A 14,428-nucleotide genomic window follows, 5' to 3' on the forward strand; every position below is an offset into this window, starting at 1 on the left:
TCGCTTGGGTCTGGCTCGCTGAAGCACGTATCCTCGCTACTAGGCTGGCCGCGTAGATCATTTCAAATACACCCTCTCAGGCCAGCGCCGCGCGCGGCGCCGCCTGCAGGCAACCCATGCCCTCGAGCGCGGCCTCGACCGCCTCGTCGAGCGGCGTGTGCGGCTCGCGGCCGAGCAGCGCCACCAGCTTCGCGTTGTCCATGGCCACGGGCGTGCGCCACAGGTAGCGCATCTCGCGCAGCTCGCGGAAGGTGGCGACGAAGGGCGAGGCCAGCAGCAGCGGCCACCACGGGAAGGCCGACACACGCACGTGCGTGCCGGTGCGGCGCGCCACCACGCGGCGGATGGCATCGGCCATGCGCGTGCCGTCGGCATCCCAGTGGCCGGCCATGTGGAAGCTGGCGAAGGGCTCGAGCCGGTCGCGCCGCGCCAGCAGCTCGACCATGGTGCGGGCCACGTCGGGCAGGTACGACCAGAGGTGGCCCACGCCGGCATCGCCGGGATAGCTCACGCCCGCGACCGGCTGCCCCGCCTTCACCAGCCCCTGCGAGAACCAGTTGTTGCCGGCCTTCGGACCGAAGAAGTCGCCGGCGCGCACGATCAGCACGCGCGCGCCCTCGCGGCTGGCCAGCTCGAGGCGGCGCTCCATCTCGACCCGGATCGCGCCCTTGCGCGTGGCCGGATGCTGGGGCGCGTCCTCGGCCAGCAGCGGGAAGGCGTCGGCGCCGTAGTTGTAGACGTTGCCGGGCAGCACGATGGTCGCGCCCTCGGCCTTGGCGGCGGCGATCGTGTGGTCGAGCATCGGCAGCACCAGCTCCGACCAGCGGCGGTAGCCGGGCGGGTTGACCGCATGCACGATGACCGCGCAGCCGCGCGCGGCCTCGCGCACGTCCCGCGCCTCCATCGCGTCGCCGCCCACCCAGTCGATGCCGTCGCGCCGCTCGGGCACCGCGCCGCGCTTCATCGCGCGCACCCGCCATCCCGCGTCGCGCAGCTGGCGGGCCATCTCGCCGCCGACGCCGCCCGTCGCGCCCAGAACCAGAACCGTGTCGTTGCTTGCCATGAAACATCTCCAGAACAGTGATCGATGGATGAATTCTGGGCAGGGTCGGGCTCCAATGGAATTGCCGAACATGAGCCATCGGCCATACATTTATGTATGACCTGGACCATCAGCTGGGAGCTCTATCGCTCCTTCCTCGGCGTGCTGCGCGAGGGCTCCCTCTCGGGCGCGGCGCGCGCGCTCGGCATCACGCAGCCCACCGTCGGGCGCCACGTCGCGGCGCTCGAGGAGGCGCTGGAGGTGGTGCTCTTCACGCGCTCGCAGGTCGGGCTGCTGCCCACCGAGGTGGCGCTGGCGCTGCGCACGCACGCCGAGGCCATGGAGAGCACGGCCGCCTCGCTGCAGCGCGCGGCCAGCGGCCAGGGCGAAGGCGTGCGCGGCGTGGTGCGGGTGTCGACCAGCGAGGTGGTCGCGGTGGAGGTGCTGCCGCCGATCGTGGCGAAGCTGCGCGAGGCCCATCCGGCGCTCAAGGTCGAGCTGGTGTCGACCAACCGCGTGCAGGACCTGCTGCGGCGCGAGGCCGACATCGCGGTGCGCATGGTGCGCCCGCGCCAGGAGCAGCTGGTGGCGCGCCGCATCGGCGATATCGAACTGGGCTTCCATGCCCATCCCGACTACCTCGCGCGCCACGGCACGCCGCGCACGGCCGAGGAGCTCATGCGCCACACGCTGATCGGCTACGACCAGCCCACTGCCTTCGTGCGCGACGCGATCAAGTCCTTCAAGGGCTTCACGCGCGACGCCTTCTCGCTGCGCACCGACAGCGACCTCGCGCAGATGGCGCTGATCCGCGCGGGCGCCGGCATCGGCGTGTGCCAGGTCGCGCTGGCGCGGCGCGGCCCGGCGCTGGTGCGGCTGCTGCCGCGCGCGCTGTCGCTGAAGCTCGAGACCTGGGTCACGATGCACGAGGACCTGCGCGCGAGCCCGCGCTGCCGCGTCACCTTCGACGCGCTGGCCGAGGGGCTGCAGGCCTACATCGCCGGCCAGGGGACAATGGCACGCGCAAGAACCTCCGCCTCCGAATGACCGACACGACCCCGACCACCGAATCCGACGACATCCTCCCGCTGCAACAGGACCGCCTCTGGCGCGACGAGCGCTGGACCGCCCGCATCATCAAGAACGAGGAAGACGACGGCTGGGCCGTCGAGATGACGCGCCATGGCGACCCCGAGCCCGCGCTGGTCGGCCCCTGGACCATGGGCCGCGACAAGAAGAACCCCAAGCCGCTCGACGGCCCCGCCTTCTCCACGCTGGTGAAGACCGCGGCCGAGGTGATCCGCCGCCACGAACAGCAGCTGCACGCCACGCTCAACCGCAGCGTGACCGTGAGCGCCGGCGAGCGGCGCATCCGCGTCACGCTGGCCATCGTGCCCGACGAGGACAACCCCTCGGCCACGCTGAGCGCATTCGACGAGGCCGACGACAGCGAGCTCGCGCGCGTGAACGTGCCGGCCTCGTTCAAGCTCAGCGCCACCAGCGCCTCGGCCTGGATCGACGCGGACTTCGCCAGGCCGCGCTGACCCCGCGCAAAGCGACCCCAGGCGCGCCTGTGCGCGCAAATAGCACAGTCCCCGCCGGCCCGCCAATCCGCACAACAACGTATTTGCAGACCGGCGCGGGTTGAGAAGAATCCGCCGCAACGAGCAATCGTTACCAGTCATGCGACGCCCGCTGCCAATGCTGCCAGCGAGGTGTCGGGCAACAAGGCCCGAATCGGTTTGAACACCGGTTCGGGCCTTTTTGTTTTTTCGGTCGCAACAGGGCTTTCGTCGAAACGGATGCATGCATCCGCTGGCGGAGCTTTGCCCGAAGCAAGAGCACTGGCGACGAAGCGCTCGTTTGCAGGGCCGCGTGGCGGGAGGAGACACCCCGAGCGCGGTTCCGAAGGTCGGATCTTCCTGACGACTCGCACAACCACAAAGGAATTTGACATGACGAACGCTTTCAACCGCCGCCAGATCGTGAAGACCGGCGGCTCGATGATCGTGCTGGGCGCCGCGGGCGGCGTGGCACCGCTGGCCTTCGCGCAGGACGGCGGCACGGTGAAGCTCGGGCTGCTGCATTCGCTCTCGGGCACGATCGCGATCGCCGAGGCCTCGCTGGTCGACGCCGAGAAGCTCGCGATCGAGGAGATCAACGCCGCCGGCGGCGTGCTCGGCAAGAAGATCGAGGCCGTGGTGGAAGACGGCGCGAGCGAGAACCCGGTGTTCGCCGAGAAGGCGCGCAAGCTGCTCGAGCGCGACAAGGTGGCGGCCATCATCGGCTGCTACACCTCGGCCTCGCGCAAGGCGCTGCTGCCGGTGCTCGCCCAGGCCAAGGGCCTGCTGTTCTACCCCACCTACTACGAGGGCCAGGAGCAGGACAAGCGCGTGTTCTATCCCTCGCAGGAAGCCACGCAGTCGGTGATCGCGGCGGTCGAATGGATGGCGCGCGAGAAGGGCAAGAACTTCTTCCTCGTGGGCTCCGACTACATCTATCCGCGCACCTGCAACAAGATCGCCAAGCCCGCGATCGCCAAGGCCGGCGGCAAGGTGCTCGGCGAGGAATACGCGCCGCTGGGCCACACCGAGTTCTCCTCGATCATCAACAAGATCAAGGCCGCCAAGCCCGACTGCATCTACAGCACGGTGGTCGGCGGCTCGAACGTGGCCTTCTACAAGCAGCTGCGCGCGGCCGGGCTCGACGGCACGAAGCAGGTGCTGCTGTCGACCGTGGTGTCGGAGAACGAGATCGAGGGCATCGGCAAGGACAACGCCGCGGGCTACTACGCCTGCATGGGCTACTTCCAGAGCATCAAGTCGCCGGCCAACGAGAAGTTCGTGAAGGCCTTCAAGGCCAAGTACGGCCAGGACCGCGTGATCGGCGACCCGATGGAGGTGGCCTACAACAGCGTCTACCTCTGGAAGCTGGCGGTGGAGAAGGCCAAGTCCTTCGAGGTCGACAAGGTCACGGCCGCCGCCGCGGGCGTGGAGATCGAGGCGCCCGAGGGCACGGTGCGCGTGCACGCCACCAACCACCACGTGTGGAAGAAGGTGCGCGTGGGCCGCGCGCGGCCCGACGGGCAGTTCGACATCGTCTGGGAATCGCCGCAGCTGGTCGAGCCCAACCCGTTCCCGAAGGTCTGAGCGCGATGAACTTCGACATCGCGGTGATGCAGGTGTTCAACGGCGTGAGCCTGTTCACCATCCTGCTGTTGATGGCGATCGGGCTGGCCATCGTGTTCGGCCTGATGGGCGTCATCAACATGGCGCACGGCGAGCTGATGGCGCTCGGTGCCTACATGACCTACCTGGCGTCGCGCTTCTTCGAGCACTACGCGCCGGGCTTCATGGACCTCTACCTGTTCGCCGCGATTCCGTTCGCGTTCGCCGTGACCTTCGCGTTCGGCTATGTGCTGGAGCGCGGCTTCATCCGCTTCTTCTACGACCGGCCGCTCGACACCCTGCTCGCGACCTGGGGCCTGAGCCTCATGCTGCAGCAGGCCTACCGCTCGCTGTTCGGCGCGCAGGAAGTCAGCGTACCGCTGGCCTCCTGGCTCGCCGGCGCGTGGGAACCGACGCCGGGCATCCAGCTGCCGCTCACGCGCCTGTTCATCGTCGGGCTCACGGCCATCGTCGCCATCGGCGTCTACCTGCTGCTCTACCGCACCTCCTGGGGGCTGAAGGTGCGCGCGGTGACGCAGAACCGCGCGATCGCGGGCGCGGTCGGCATCGACACGCAGCGCGTCGATGCGCTGACCTTCGCGCTGGGCTCGGGCCTCGCGGGCATCGCGGGCGCGGTGTTCACGATGATCGGCTCGACCAACCCCGGCACCGGCCAGCTCTACATCGTCGACTCCTTCATCGTGGTGGTGTTCGGCGGCGTGCAGAGCCTGATCGGCACCGCGCTCTCGGGCTTCGCCATCGCGCAGTCGCAGACCTGGCTCGAGTACCTGATGAGCGGCTCGATGGCCAAGGCCACGATCCTGCTGCTGGTGATCGCGGTGCTCTACGTGCGGCCCAACGGGCTGTTCGCGACCCGCTCGAGGAGCTGAGCGCATGGGCATAAAGCTTTCTCCCCAACGCCGCGGCGACCTCGTCGGGCTGGCGGCCGTGCTGCTGTTGCTGGCCGTGGTGCTGCCGGCCACGCTCGACCCGTTCCGCCTCAACCTCGTGAGCAAGTACCTGGCCTTCGCCTTCGTCGCGATCGGCGTGGTGCTGACCTGGGGCTACGGCGGCGTGCTGAGCCTGGGCCAGGGCCTGTTCTTCGGCCTCGGCGGCTACATGATGGCGATGTTCCTCAAGCTCGAGGCCTCGGCGCCCGAGCTGCCGGACTTCATGGTCTGGAGCAGCGTCGAGCAGCTGCCCTCGTGGTGGATCCCCTTCCACTCGCTGGGCTGGACCCTGGTCGGCATCCTCGCGATCCCCGCCCTGCTCGCCTACGTGTTCTCGTACGCGATCTTCAAGCGGCGCGTGAGCGGCGTGTACTTCGCGATCGTCACGCTGTCGCTGGCGCTCACGCTCACCGTGGTGGTGATCGGCCAGCAGGGCGACACCGGCGGCGCCAACGGCATCACCGACTTCCGCACCCTGCTGGGGTGGGACATCGCGGGCGACGCGGCCAAGCGGACCATGTACTTCATCGAGGTGACGGCCGTCGCGCTCGCGATGATGGGTGCGCTGCTGATCGTGCGCAGCCGCTTCGGCAAGATCCTGATCGCCATCCGCGACCGCGAGGACCGCGTGCGCTTCAGCGGCTACAACACGGCGCACATGAAGGCCTTCGTGTTCGCGGTGGCGGCCCTGCTGTCGGCCATTGGCGGCGCCTTCTACAGCCTGCAGGTGGGGCTGATCGCGCCCGGCGTGATCGGCGTGGTGGCCTCGGTCGAGATGGTGATCTACGCGGCCGTGGGCGGGCGGCTCTCGATTCCGGGCGCGGTGATCGGCGCGCTCTTGATCGGCTTCCTCAAGTCCTACCTGTCGGAGACCTTCCCCGAGGGCTGGCTCTACTTCCTCGGCGCGGTCTTCATCCTCGTGGTGTGGGCGATGCCGAACGGCCTGGCGGGCCTGGGCGAGAAGCTGCTGCGCCGCCGCGGCGCGGAGGCCGCGCCATGAACGCGACGCTGGCGATGCCCAACGGCGGCCTGCCGCAGGCGGCCTCGGCCGTGCCGCCCTCGAACGAGCAGATCCTGCGCGTCGAGGACCTCACGGTCTCCTTCGACGGCTTCAAGGCGGTCGATGGCCTGAGCCTCTCGGTCGAGCGCAACGAGCTGCGCGTGATCATCGGACCGAACGGCGCGGGCAAGACCACGCTGCTCGACATGGTCTGCGGCAAGACCCGGCCCAGCGCGGGCCGGGTGCTGTTCAACGGCCAGGACCTGGGCCGCATGAACGAGCACGAGATCGTGCGCGCCGGCGTGGGCCGCAAGTTCCAGACGCCCTCGGTCTACGAGGACCTCACGGTGCTCGAGAACTTCGAGATCTCGCTGCCGCGCATGCACGGCCTGTGGCAGTCGCTGAGCTTTCGCCGCACCCGCGCGCTGCGCGAGCGCATCGAGGCGATGGCCACCGAGGTGTTCCTGGTCGAGCGGCTCGACCGCCGCGCGGGACAGCTGAGCCATGGCCAGAAGCAGTGGCTCGAGATCGGGATGCTGCTGATGCAGGAGCCCGAGCTGCTGCTGCTCGACGAGCCCGTGGCCGGCATGAGCCCGCGCGAGCGCGAGCAGACCGGCGACCTGCTGCGCCGCATCTCGGTGGGCAAGTCGGTGGTGGTGATCGAGCACGACATGGATTTCGTCAAGCGCATCGCGCACCGCGTGACCGTGCTGCACCAGGGCCGGCTGCTCAGCGAGGGCACGGCCGCCGAGGTGCAGGCCGACCCGCGCGTGATCGACGTCTACCTCGGCCATTGAAGGAGCCCACCGCATGCTCGAAGTCTCCGCACTCGATGTCGCCTACGGCGAGTCGCACGTGATCCACGATGTCTCGCTGCGCGTCGCGCCCGACGAGGCGGTCGCGGTCATGGGCCGCAACGGCATGGGCAAGACCACGCTGCTGAAGTCGCTGATCGGCCTGCTGCCCGCGCGCGGCGGCAGCATCCGCCTGAACGGCACCGAGCTCACCCGGCTGCCGAGCCACCAGCGCGTGGCGCAGGGCCTGGCCTTCGTGCCGCAGGGGCGCATGGTGTTTCCGCACCTCACGGTGGAGCAGAACATCCTCTCGGGCGCCGCGCGCTCGGGCCACCGCACGGTGCCCGACTACCTCTACCGCTTCTTCCCGGTGCTGCAGGACATGCGGCTGCGCAAGGCCGGCAACCTCTCGGGCGGCCAGCAGCAGATGCTGGCGATCGCGCGCGCGCTCATTTCGGAGCCCAAGGTGCTGATCCTCGACGAGCCCACCGAGGGCATCCAGCCTTCGATCATCAAGGAGATCGCGCAGACGCTGAACGTGCTGCGCGCCGAGCGCGGCTTCGCGATCGTGGTGTCGGAGCAGGTGCTGAGCTTCGCGCTCGCGCTGGCCGACCGCTTCCTCGTGATCGACCGCGGCCGCCTGGTGCACGACGAGGCGCGCGCCACGCTCGACCAGGACAAGGTCCGGTCCTTCCTCACTGTCTGAACCCCTTCCCTTCCCAACCACCCCTTCAGGAGCAGCGTCATGAGACATGGTGATATTTCGAGCAGCAACGATTGCGTCGGCGTCGCGGTCGTCAACTACAAGATGCCCCGCCTTCACACCAAGGCCGAGGTGCTCGACAACGCGCGCAAGATCGGCGAGATGCTGGTCGGCATGAAGAAAGGTTTGCCGGGCATGGACTTGGTGATCTTTCCCGAGTACTCCACGCACGGGATCATGTACGACGCCAAGGAGATGTACGACACGGCCGCCTCAGTGCCCGGCGAGGAGACCGCGATCTTCGCCGACGCCTGCCGGCGCGCCAACGTCTGGGGCGTGTTCTCGCTGACCGGCGAGCGCCACGAGGAGCATCCGAACAAGGCGCCCTACAACACGCTGATCCTCATGAACAACCAGGGCGAGATCGTCCAGAAGTACAGGAAGATCATGCCGTGGGTGCCGATCGAGGGCTGGTACCCGGGCGACTGCACCTACGTCAGCGAAGGCCCCAAGGGCATGAAGATGAGCCTGATCATCTGCGACGACGGCAACTACCCCGAGATCTGGCGCGACTGCGCGATGCGCGGCGCCGAGCTCATCATCCGCTGCCAGGGCTACATGTACCCGGCCAAGGAACAGCAGATCCTGGTGTCGAAGGCCATGGCCTTCATGAACAACACTTACGTGGCGGTGGCCAACGCGGCCGGCTTCGACGGCGTGTACTCGTACTTCGGCCACTCGGCGCTGATCGGCTTCGACGGCCGCACGCTCGGCGAATGCGGCGAGGAGGAGATGGGCATCAACTACGCCGAGCTCTCGATGAGCCTGATCCGCGACGCGCGGCGCAACGGCCAGTCGCAGAACCACCTGTTCAAGCTGGTGCACCGCGGCTACACCGGCACCATCAACTCGGGCGACGGCGACAAGGGCGTGGCGGCCTGCCCCTACAACTTCTACACCCAGTGGATCAACGACCCCGAGGGCACGCGCGAGAGGGTGGAGTCGTTCACGCGCAGCACCGTGGGCACACCCGAGTGCCCGATCGAGGGGATTCCGAACGAGCCGGCCAAGCACCGCTGAAGCGCCGCCCCATGGATCACCAGATCTTCGAGCTCGGCGACGTCGTGCTGCAGCGGGGCGCCACCCTGCGCGGCGCGAAGCTCGCCTACAAGACCTACGGCACGCTGAATGCCGACAAGAGCAACGTCGTCGTCTACCCGACCTGGTACTCGGGCCAGCACCACGACAACGAGTGGCTGATCGGCGAGGGCATGGCGCTCGACCCGGCGAAGTACTTCATCATCGTGCCCAACATGCTGGGCAACGGCCTGTCGTCCTCGCCGAGCAACACGCCGCCGCCCTACGACCTGGAGCGCTTCCCCGACGTGACGCTCTACGACAACGTGACGCTGCAGCACCGGCTGGTGACCGAGCAGTTCGGCATCGAGCGCATCGCGCTGGTGGTGGGCTGGTCGATGGGCGCGCAGCAGACCAACCAGTGGGGCTGCCTCTACCCCGAGATGGTCGAGCGCATCGCGCCCTTCTGCGGCTCGGCCAGGACGGCGCCGCACAACATCGTGTTCCTCGAGGGCGTGAAGGCGGCGCTCACCAGCGACGCGGCCTGGAACGGCGGCTGGTACACGACGCCGCCGACGCGCGGGCTGCGCGCGGTGGGACGCGTCTATGCGGGCTGGGGCCTGTCGCAGCCCTTCTACCGGCAGGAGCTGTGGCGCGAACTGGGCTTCAGCTCGCTCGAGGACTTCCTGGTCGGCTACTGGGAGGGCTTCTTCCTGAAGAAGGATGCGAACAACCTGCTCGCGATGCTGTGGTCGTGGCAGCACGGCGACATCAGCGCCAACCCGGTGTTCGGCGGCGACTTCAAGAAGGCGCTGGGCGCGATCCGCGCCCGCGCGATCGTGATGCCGGCCGAGCGCGACCTGTACTTTCCGGCCGCCGACAACGAATGGGAGGTGGCGCAGATGCCGAACGCCGAGTACCGGCCGATCCCGGGCGTGTGGGGCCACTTCGCGGGCGGCGGCAGCAGCCCGGTGGACACCCGCTTCATCGACGACGCCCTGCGGGAACTGCTCGCCACGCCATGAACGCACCCGTGCACGATCCGCTCGCGGCCTGGCGCATCGAGTCCGAGCCCTTCTACCGGCCCGCGGGCAACGAGGTGGCGCTGTACCGGCAGGCCTGGCGCCACCGCATGCCGCTGATCCTCAAGGGGCCGACCGGCTGCGGCAAGACGCGCTTCGTCGAGCACATGGCGTGGTCGCTGGGCCGGCCGCTGGTGACGCTGGCCTGCAACGAGGACATGACGGCCTCCGACCTGGTCGGGCGCTACCTGCTCGACGCCGACGGCACGGCCTGGCACGACGGGCCGCTGACGCTGGCGGTGCGCCATGGCGGCATCTGCTACCTCGACGAGGTGGTGGAGGCGCGACAGGACACGACGGTGGTGATCCATCCGCTGACCGACGCGCGCCGCATCCTGCCGCTCGACAAGAAGGGCGAGCTGGTGCGCGCGCACCCCGACTTCCAGCTCGTGGTGTCGTACAACCCCGGCTACCAGAGCAGCGCCAAGGACCTCAAGCCCTCGACGCGCCAGCGCTTCGCGGCGCTGGAGTTCGACTACCCCGACGGCGCGCTCGAGGCCGAGATCGTGGCGCACGAGGCCGGCATCGACACCGCGCTGGCCGCGAAGCTGGTGGCCGTCGCGCACTGCTCGCGCGAACTCAAGCACCGCGGGCTCGACGAGGGCGTGTCGACGCGCATGCTGATCTACGCGGGCGTGCTGATCCGCGACGGCGTGACGCCGCGCGAGAGCTGCGAGATGACGATGACGCGCGCGCTGACCGACGACCCCGACATGGCGAGCGCGCTGCAGGGCTTCGTCGAGGCCCAGTTCGGATGACGCGCGACACGGGCAGCTTCGCCGCGCTGGGGCTGCTCGCGCGCGGGCTGGCCGGCATGGCGCTTGAGGTGCAGCCGCTGGTGGCCGGCGCGAAGCCGGGCACGCGCGCGGTGCTCGCGGCCGGGCGGCTGCTGGTTCCCGAGGACAGCCCGCCGGCGCTGCGCCGCGCGATGGTCGCGCATGCGGTGGCGCACCTGCGGCATTCGACGCCCGCGCGCCGCGCGAACACGCTGCGGCCGATGGGCATCGCGCTGGTGTCGGCCATCGAGGACGCGCGCGTCGAGCGGCTGCTGGTGCGCGACTTCCCCGGCCTGCATGGCTGGTTCGCCGACGCGCTGCCGCCCGCGCCCGATCCGCTCGACCTGCGCTTCGAGGCGCTGCTGCTGCGCATGGACCGGCTGCTGCTGCGGCCCGAGCTGCACGACGGCAGCCACTGGGTCGAGAAAGCGCGCCGGCTGTTCGAGAACACCGCGGCGCGCGCGGGCCTCGCGGACTACGAGGCCTTCCGCGCGATCGCCTCGATCCTGGCCAACGACCTGGGCCAGATGCGCGTGCGCTTCGAGCCCCAGGGCTACGCGGTGCCCGCGCCCTGGCGCGACGACAACAGCTGGCTCTGGGACTTCGGCGCCGATGCGACGCCGCCACCGCCCGACGAGGCGATCGCGCTGCAGCAGTCGGGCGCGCGCATGCCGCCGCCCTCCGACGCGGGCGATGCGGCCGCCGGAGCGCCGCCCGAGTTCGGCGACATGGAGCTGGGCCGCTATACCTACCCCGAATGGGACCGCCGCCTCGAGCGCCTGCGCCCCGACTGGTGCACGGTGATCGAGAAGCTGCCCGCCTGGCAGGGCCTGCTACCGGCGCAGGCACAGGCGGCCCTGCGCGCCGAGAGCCTGCCGCCGCTGGCGCTGCCGCGCGCGCGTCACCTCGACCGCCGGCACCGGCTGCGGCGGCAATGGGAGGGCGACGACATCGACCTCAATGCGGCGATCGAGGTGCTGGTCGACCGGCGCCAGCGGCTGCGGCCCGACGCGCGCTTGTTCATGCGCCCGGGCAAGGCGCCGCGGCCATCGAGCGTGCTGGTGCTGCTCGACCTGTCGGCCTCGGCCAACGATGCGGGCCCGCACGGCCTGTCGCTGCTCGAGATCGAGAAGCAGGCCGCGCTGATGCTCGCCGCCGCGCGGCCGCGCGGCGCGGACCGGCTCGCGGTGCACGGCTTCTCGTCGAACACGCGCGCCGAGGTCTACTACTACCGGCTGCTCGAGTTCGGCCAGCCGCTCTCGCCGCCCGCGCGCGCGACCATCGGCGCGGTGCGCGGGCGCTACTCGACGCGCATGGGCGCGGCGCTGCGGCATGCGGCGGCGCTGCTCGCGGGCGAGCCCGCGGGCCAGCGCGCGATCCTGCTGGTGACCGACGGCGCGCCGGCCGACATCGACGTGCACGATCCCAGGTACCTCGTCGAGGATGCGCGCGAGGCGGTGGCCGAAGCGCGCGGCGCGGGCGTGCGCACCGCCTGCATCGCGGTCGATGCCGCGGCCGATTCCTATGTGCGGCGCATCTTCGGCTGGCGCAACTATTGCATCGCCGACGATGCGCGCAGCCTGCCCGCGCGGCTCGCGCGCATGAGCGCGCGGCTGGCCGCGGCCCACTGACGAAAGCATCGGACTGCGATAGGGTGGAGTCCCGAACGAATCCCACACGAGACAGAAAAGACATGACGGCCCCTCACCCCTCACGGACGACCGCCCATGGCTGACAAGGATCCCATCCGCGTCGGCATCCTCTATTCGGAAACCGGCGTCACCTCGACCATCGGCCTGTCGCAGCTGCAGGGCGCGCTGCTCGGCATCGAGGAGATCAACGCGGCCGGCGGCATCGACGGCCGCGAGCTGGTGGCGGTGCGCCACGACCCGCAGTCGAACCCGGCGCGCTATGCGCAGCTGGCCGAGAAGCTGATCGTGCAGGACCGGGTCAACGTGATCTTCGGCTGCTACATGTCGAGCAGCCGCAAGGCGGTGATCCCGGTGATCGAGAAGTGGAACAAGCTGCTGTTCTACCCGACGCTCTACGAGGGCTTCGAGTACTCGGGCAACGTGATCTACACGGGCGCGGCGCCCAACCAGAACAGCGTGCAACTGGCGGAGTTCATGACGACGAACTTCGGCGCGCGGGTCTACCTGATCGGCTCCGACTACATCTACCCCTACGAGTCGAACCGGATCATGGGCGAGCTGGTGATGCAGCGCCCCGGCAGCGAAAAACTCGGCGAGCACTACGCGGCGCTCGACGCGACCGAGAAGGACTACCGGGCCATCATGGCCGACATCCGCGACAAGCAGCCCGACTTCATCTTCTCGACGGTGGTGGGCGACTCCACCGCGAGCCTGTACCGCGCCTATGCCGAGGCCGGCTTCGACCCGAAGCGCATGCCGATCGCGAGCCTCACGACCTCCGAGGCCGAGATCTCGCAGATGGGGCGCGGGGTGGCGACGGGGCACTTCACGGCGGCACCCTACTTCCAGTCGATCGACTCGCCGGCCAACCAGCGCTGCCTGGCGCAACTGCGCGCCCGCTTCGGCGACGGCTGCGTACCCAACCTGTGCTGGGAAGCCGCCTACTTCCAGATGCACATCTACGCCAATGCCTTCGCGCAGGCGGGCAGCGACGGGATCGCGGAGATCCTGCCGCACATCCTCGGGGCCGAGTTCGATGCGCCGCAAGGGCGGGTGAAGATCGATCCCACGAACCACCACACCTGCCTCTATCCGCGCATCGGGCGCGTGGATGCGCAGGGGCAGTTCACCATCGTTCGTCAGGCGACGCGTGCTGTGTATCCCGATCCCTATCTGGTGACGCATTCGCTCGGGGACTGGACGGCTCGGCTCGATACGCTGGAGGTTTAGGTGGAACGTGCTTTCTACCGTTGTGGGGGGGCTCACGCCGACGGGGTACTCCCCTCCGCGAATGTCCCCCGGCCTGCGGCCTCCTCCTTGATTTCGCTGCGGGGAGTACCCCATCGACGTGAGCCCGGGACGCGCCGGTCGAACCGGCCGCACCACCGCTGCGCTTCTCGTGCACAGGATGCCGGGTGCTTCCCGCAGCGAAATAAAGGAGGAGCCGAAGGCGGGGGACATTCGCGGAGGGAAGTACCCGGCGTCCTGTGCACGCGCCCCGAACAAGAGCCTCAAACCCAACAACAAGAGGCCTGAAGTGGACAGCCCACCCAAACGACACACCCTGCGCGTGACCCCACCGCAGCTCAAAGAACTGCGCCTGCTGAAGATCGCAGTCATCCACCCCGACGACAGCGACGGCCGCCAGCTCACCCAGCAGCTGCAGCGCATCGGCTGCCAGGTGCAGGCCTTCTGGCCGCCGGTGCAGGCGCTGCCCGAGGGCATCGACGTGGCTTTCATGGCGGTGCAGCCCGACTTCATCAATCTGCGCTTCGAGTGGACCAAGAGCGAGGATGCGCCGGCCATCATCGCCGTCGTGACCTACGAGAACCCGACCATCGTCGAGGCCGTGCTCGAGATCGGCGCCAAGGCCGTGCTGCCCTCGCCGGTGCGCTCCTTCGGACTGTTGTCGGCGCTGGTGGTGGCGCGCGAGGCGCACAAGCAGAACCGCTCGCTCGCGCGGCGCCTGCGCAAGACCGAGGCCAAGCTGCTGGGCGTGCGGCAGCTCGCGGAGGCCAAGGCGATTCTCATGAAGACGCATGGCGTGTCGGAGGGCCAGGCCTACGACCTGATCCGCGAGCAGGCGATGAGCAAACGTACCACCATGGAAGAGATCGCGGCCGCCATCGTCAACGCCAACGAGATCCTCTCGCTCGGCGCGCGCAAGCCCGAGGCTTCTTGAGGC

At 69.2% G+C, this 14,428-nt stretch carries 14 protein-coding genes; 13 read left to right on the forward strand and 1 reads right to left on the reverse strand.

The annotated features are described in order from the left end of the window. Window positions 1-76: 76 nt before the first annotated feature. Window positions 77-1,063 carry an NAD-dependent epimerase/dehydratase family protein gene (locus AC07RV_RS14455; protein WP_296788652.1) on the reverse strand — a complete coding sequence of 329 codons (987 nt, stop codon included), beginning with the start codon at window positions 1,061-1,063 and terminating at the stop codon, window positions 77-79. A gap of 96 nt (window positions 1,064-1,159) precedes the next feature. Here AC07RV_RS14455 and AC07RV_RS14460 point away from each other — a divergent pair, with 96 nt between their 5' ends. From AC07RV_RS14460 to AC07RV_RS14520, 13 genes are all read left to right on the forward strand, one after another. After that, the gene (locus tag AC07RV_RS14460; RefSeq protein ID WP_296788651.1) at window positions 1,160-2,089 is read left to right on the forward strand and encodes a LysR family transcriptional regulator; all 930 of its coding nucleotides are present in this window, start codon (window positions 1,160-1,162) and stop codon (window positions 2,087-2,089) included. Beyond that, on the forward strand, window positions 2,086-2,586 hold the full coding sequence (locus tag AC07RV_RS14465; protein WP_208511024.1) for a hypothetical protein: 501 nt from the start codon (window positions 2,086-2,088) through the stop codon (window positions 2,584-2,586). Before AC07RV_RS14460 ends, AC07RV_RS14465 begins: the two co-directional genes overlap by 4 nt. A gap of 411 nt (window positions 2,587-2,997) precedes the next feature. After that, a complete protein-coding gene (gene urtA, locus AC07RV_RS14470) occupies window positions 2,998-4,191 on the forward strand; it encodes an urea ABC transporter substrate-binding protein (RefSeq protein WP_057592375.1) in 1,194 nt (397 codons plus the stop codon). A gap of 5 nt (window positions 4,192-4,196) precedes the next feature. Continuing rightward, window positions 4,197-5,099, forward strand: a complete 903-nt coding sequence (urtB, locus tag AC07RV_RS14475) for an urea ABC transporter permease subunit UrtB (protein ID WP_296788646.1) — start codon at window positions 4,197-4,199, stop codon at window positions 5,097-5,099. 4 nt (window positions 5,100-5,103) lie between these two features. Next, complete coding sequence (gene urtC / locus AC07RV_RS14480) at window positions 5,104-6,159, forward strand: urea ABC transporter permease subunit UrtC (RefSeq protein ID WP_296788643.1); 1,056 nt, start codon at window positions 5,104-5,106, stop codon at window positions 6,157-6,159. A 14-nt stretch (window positions 6,160-6,173) separates the two neighbouring features. Beyond that, window positions 6,174-6,956: an urea ABC transporter ATP-binding protein UrtD gene (gene urtD, locus AC07RV_RS14485; RefSeq protein WP_281081428.1), complete on the forward strand. Its 783-nt coding sequence runs from the start codon at window positions 6,174-6,176 to the stop codon at window positions 6,954-6,956. 13 nt (window positions 6,957-6,969) lie between these two features. Beyond that, window positions 6,970-7,659, forward strand: coding sequence for an urea ABC transporter ATP-binding subunit UrtE (urtE, locus tag AC07RV_RS14490; RefSeq protein WP_057592373.1), 690 nt, complete (start codon window positions 6,970-6,972; stop codon window positions 7,657-7,659). 39 nt (window positions 7,660-7,698) lie between these two features. Next, window positions 7,699-8,736, forward strand: coding sequence for an aliphatic amidase (locus AC07RV_RS14495; protein WP_208511019.1), 1,038 nt, complete (start codon window positions 7,699-7,701; stop codon window positions 8,734-8,736). A gap of 11 nt (window positions 8,737-8,747) precedes the next feature. Further along, window positions 8,748-9,758: an alpha/beta fold hydrolase gene (locus AC07RV_RS14500; RefSeq protein ID WP_296788638.1), complete on the forward strand. Its 1,011-nt coding sequence runs from the start codon at window positions 8,748-8,750 to the stop codon at window positions 9,756-9,758. Then, window positions 9,755-10,573, forward strand: coding sequence for a CbbQ/NirQ/NorQ/GpvN family protein (locus tag AC07RV_RS14505; RefSeq protein WP_093343794.1), 819 nt, complete (start codon window positions 9,755-9,757; stop codon window positions 10,571-10,573). Before AC07RV_RS14500 ends, AC07RV_RS14505 begins: the two co-directional genes overlap by 4 nt. Further along, window positions 10,570-12,222 (forward strand): nitric oxide reductase activation protein NorD, encoded by a 1,653-nt coding sequence (locus AC07RV_RS14510; protein WP_296788635.1) that lies wholly within the window; start codon window positions 10,570-10,572, stop codon window positions 12,220-12,222. The genes AC07RV_RS14505 and AC07RV_RS14510 overlap by 4 nt, the downstream gene beginning before the upstream one ends. A 96-nt stretch (window positions 12,223-12,318) precedes the next feature. Then, complete coding sequence (locus AC07RV_RS14515) at window positions 12,319-13,473, forward strand: ABC transporter substrate-binding protein (protein WP_203203608.1); 1,155 nt, start codon at window positions 12,319-12,321, stop codon at window positions 13,471-13,473. A 307-nt stretch (window positions 13,474-13,780) separates the two neighbouring features. Next, window positions 13,781-14,425 carry an ANTAR domain-containing response regulator gene (locus AC07RV_RS14520; RefSeq protein ID WP_208511016.1) on the forward strand — a complete coding sequence of 215 codons (645 nt, stop codon included), beginning with the start codon at window positions 13,781-13,783 and terminating at the stop codon, window positions 14,423-14,425. Window positions 14,426-14,428: the final 3 nt, after the last annotated feature.

The organism is Variovorax sp. GW821-FHT09B01 (genome assembly GCF_059418345.1).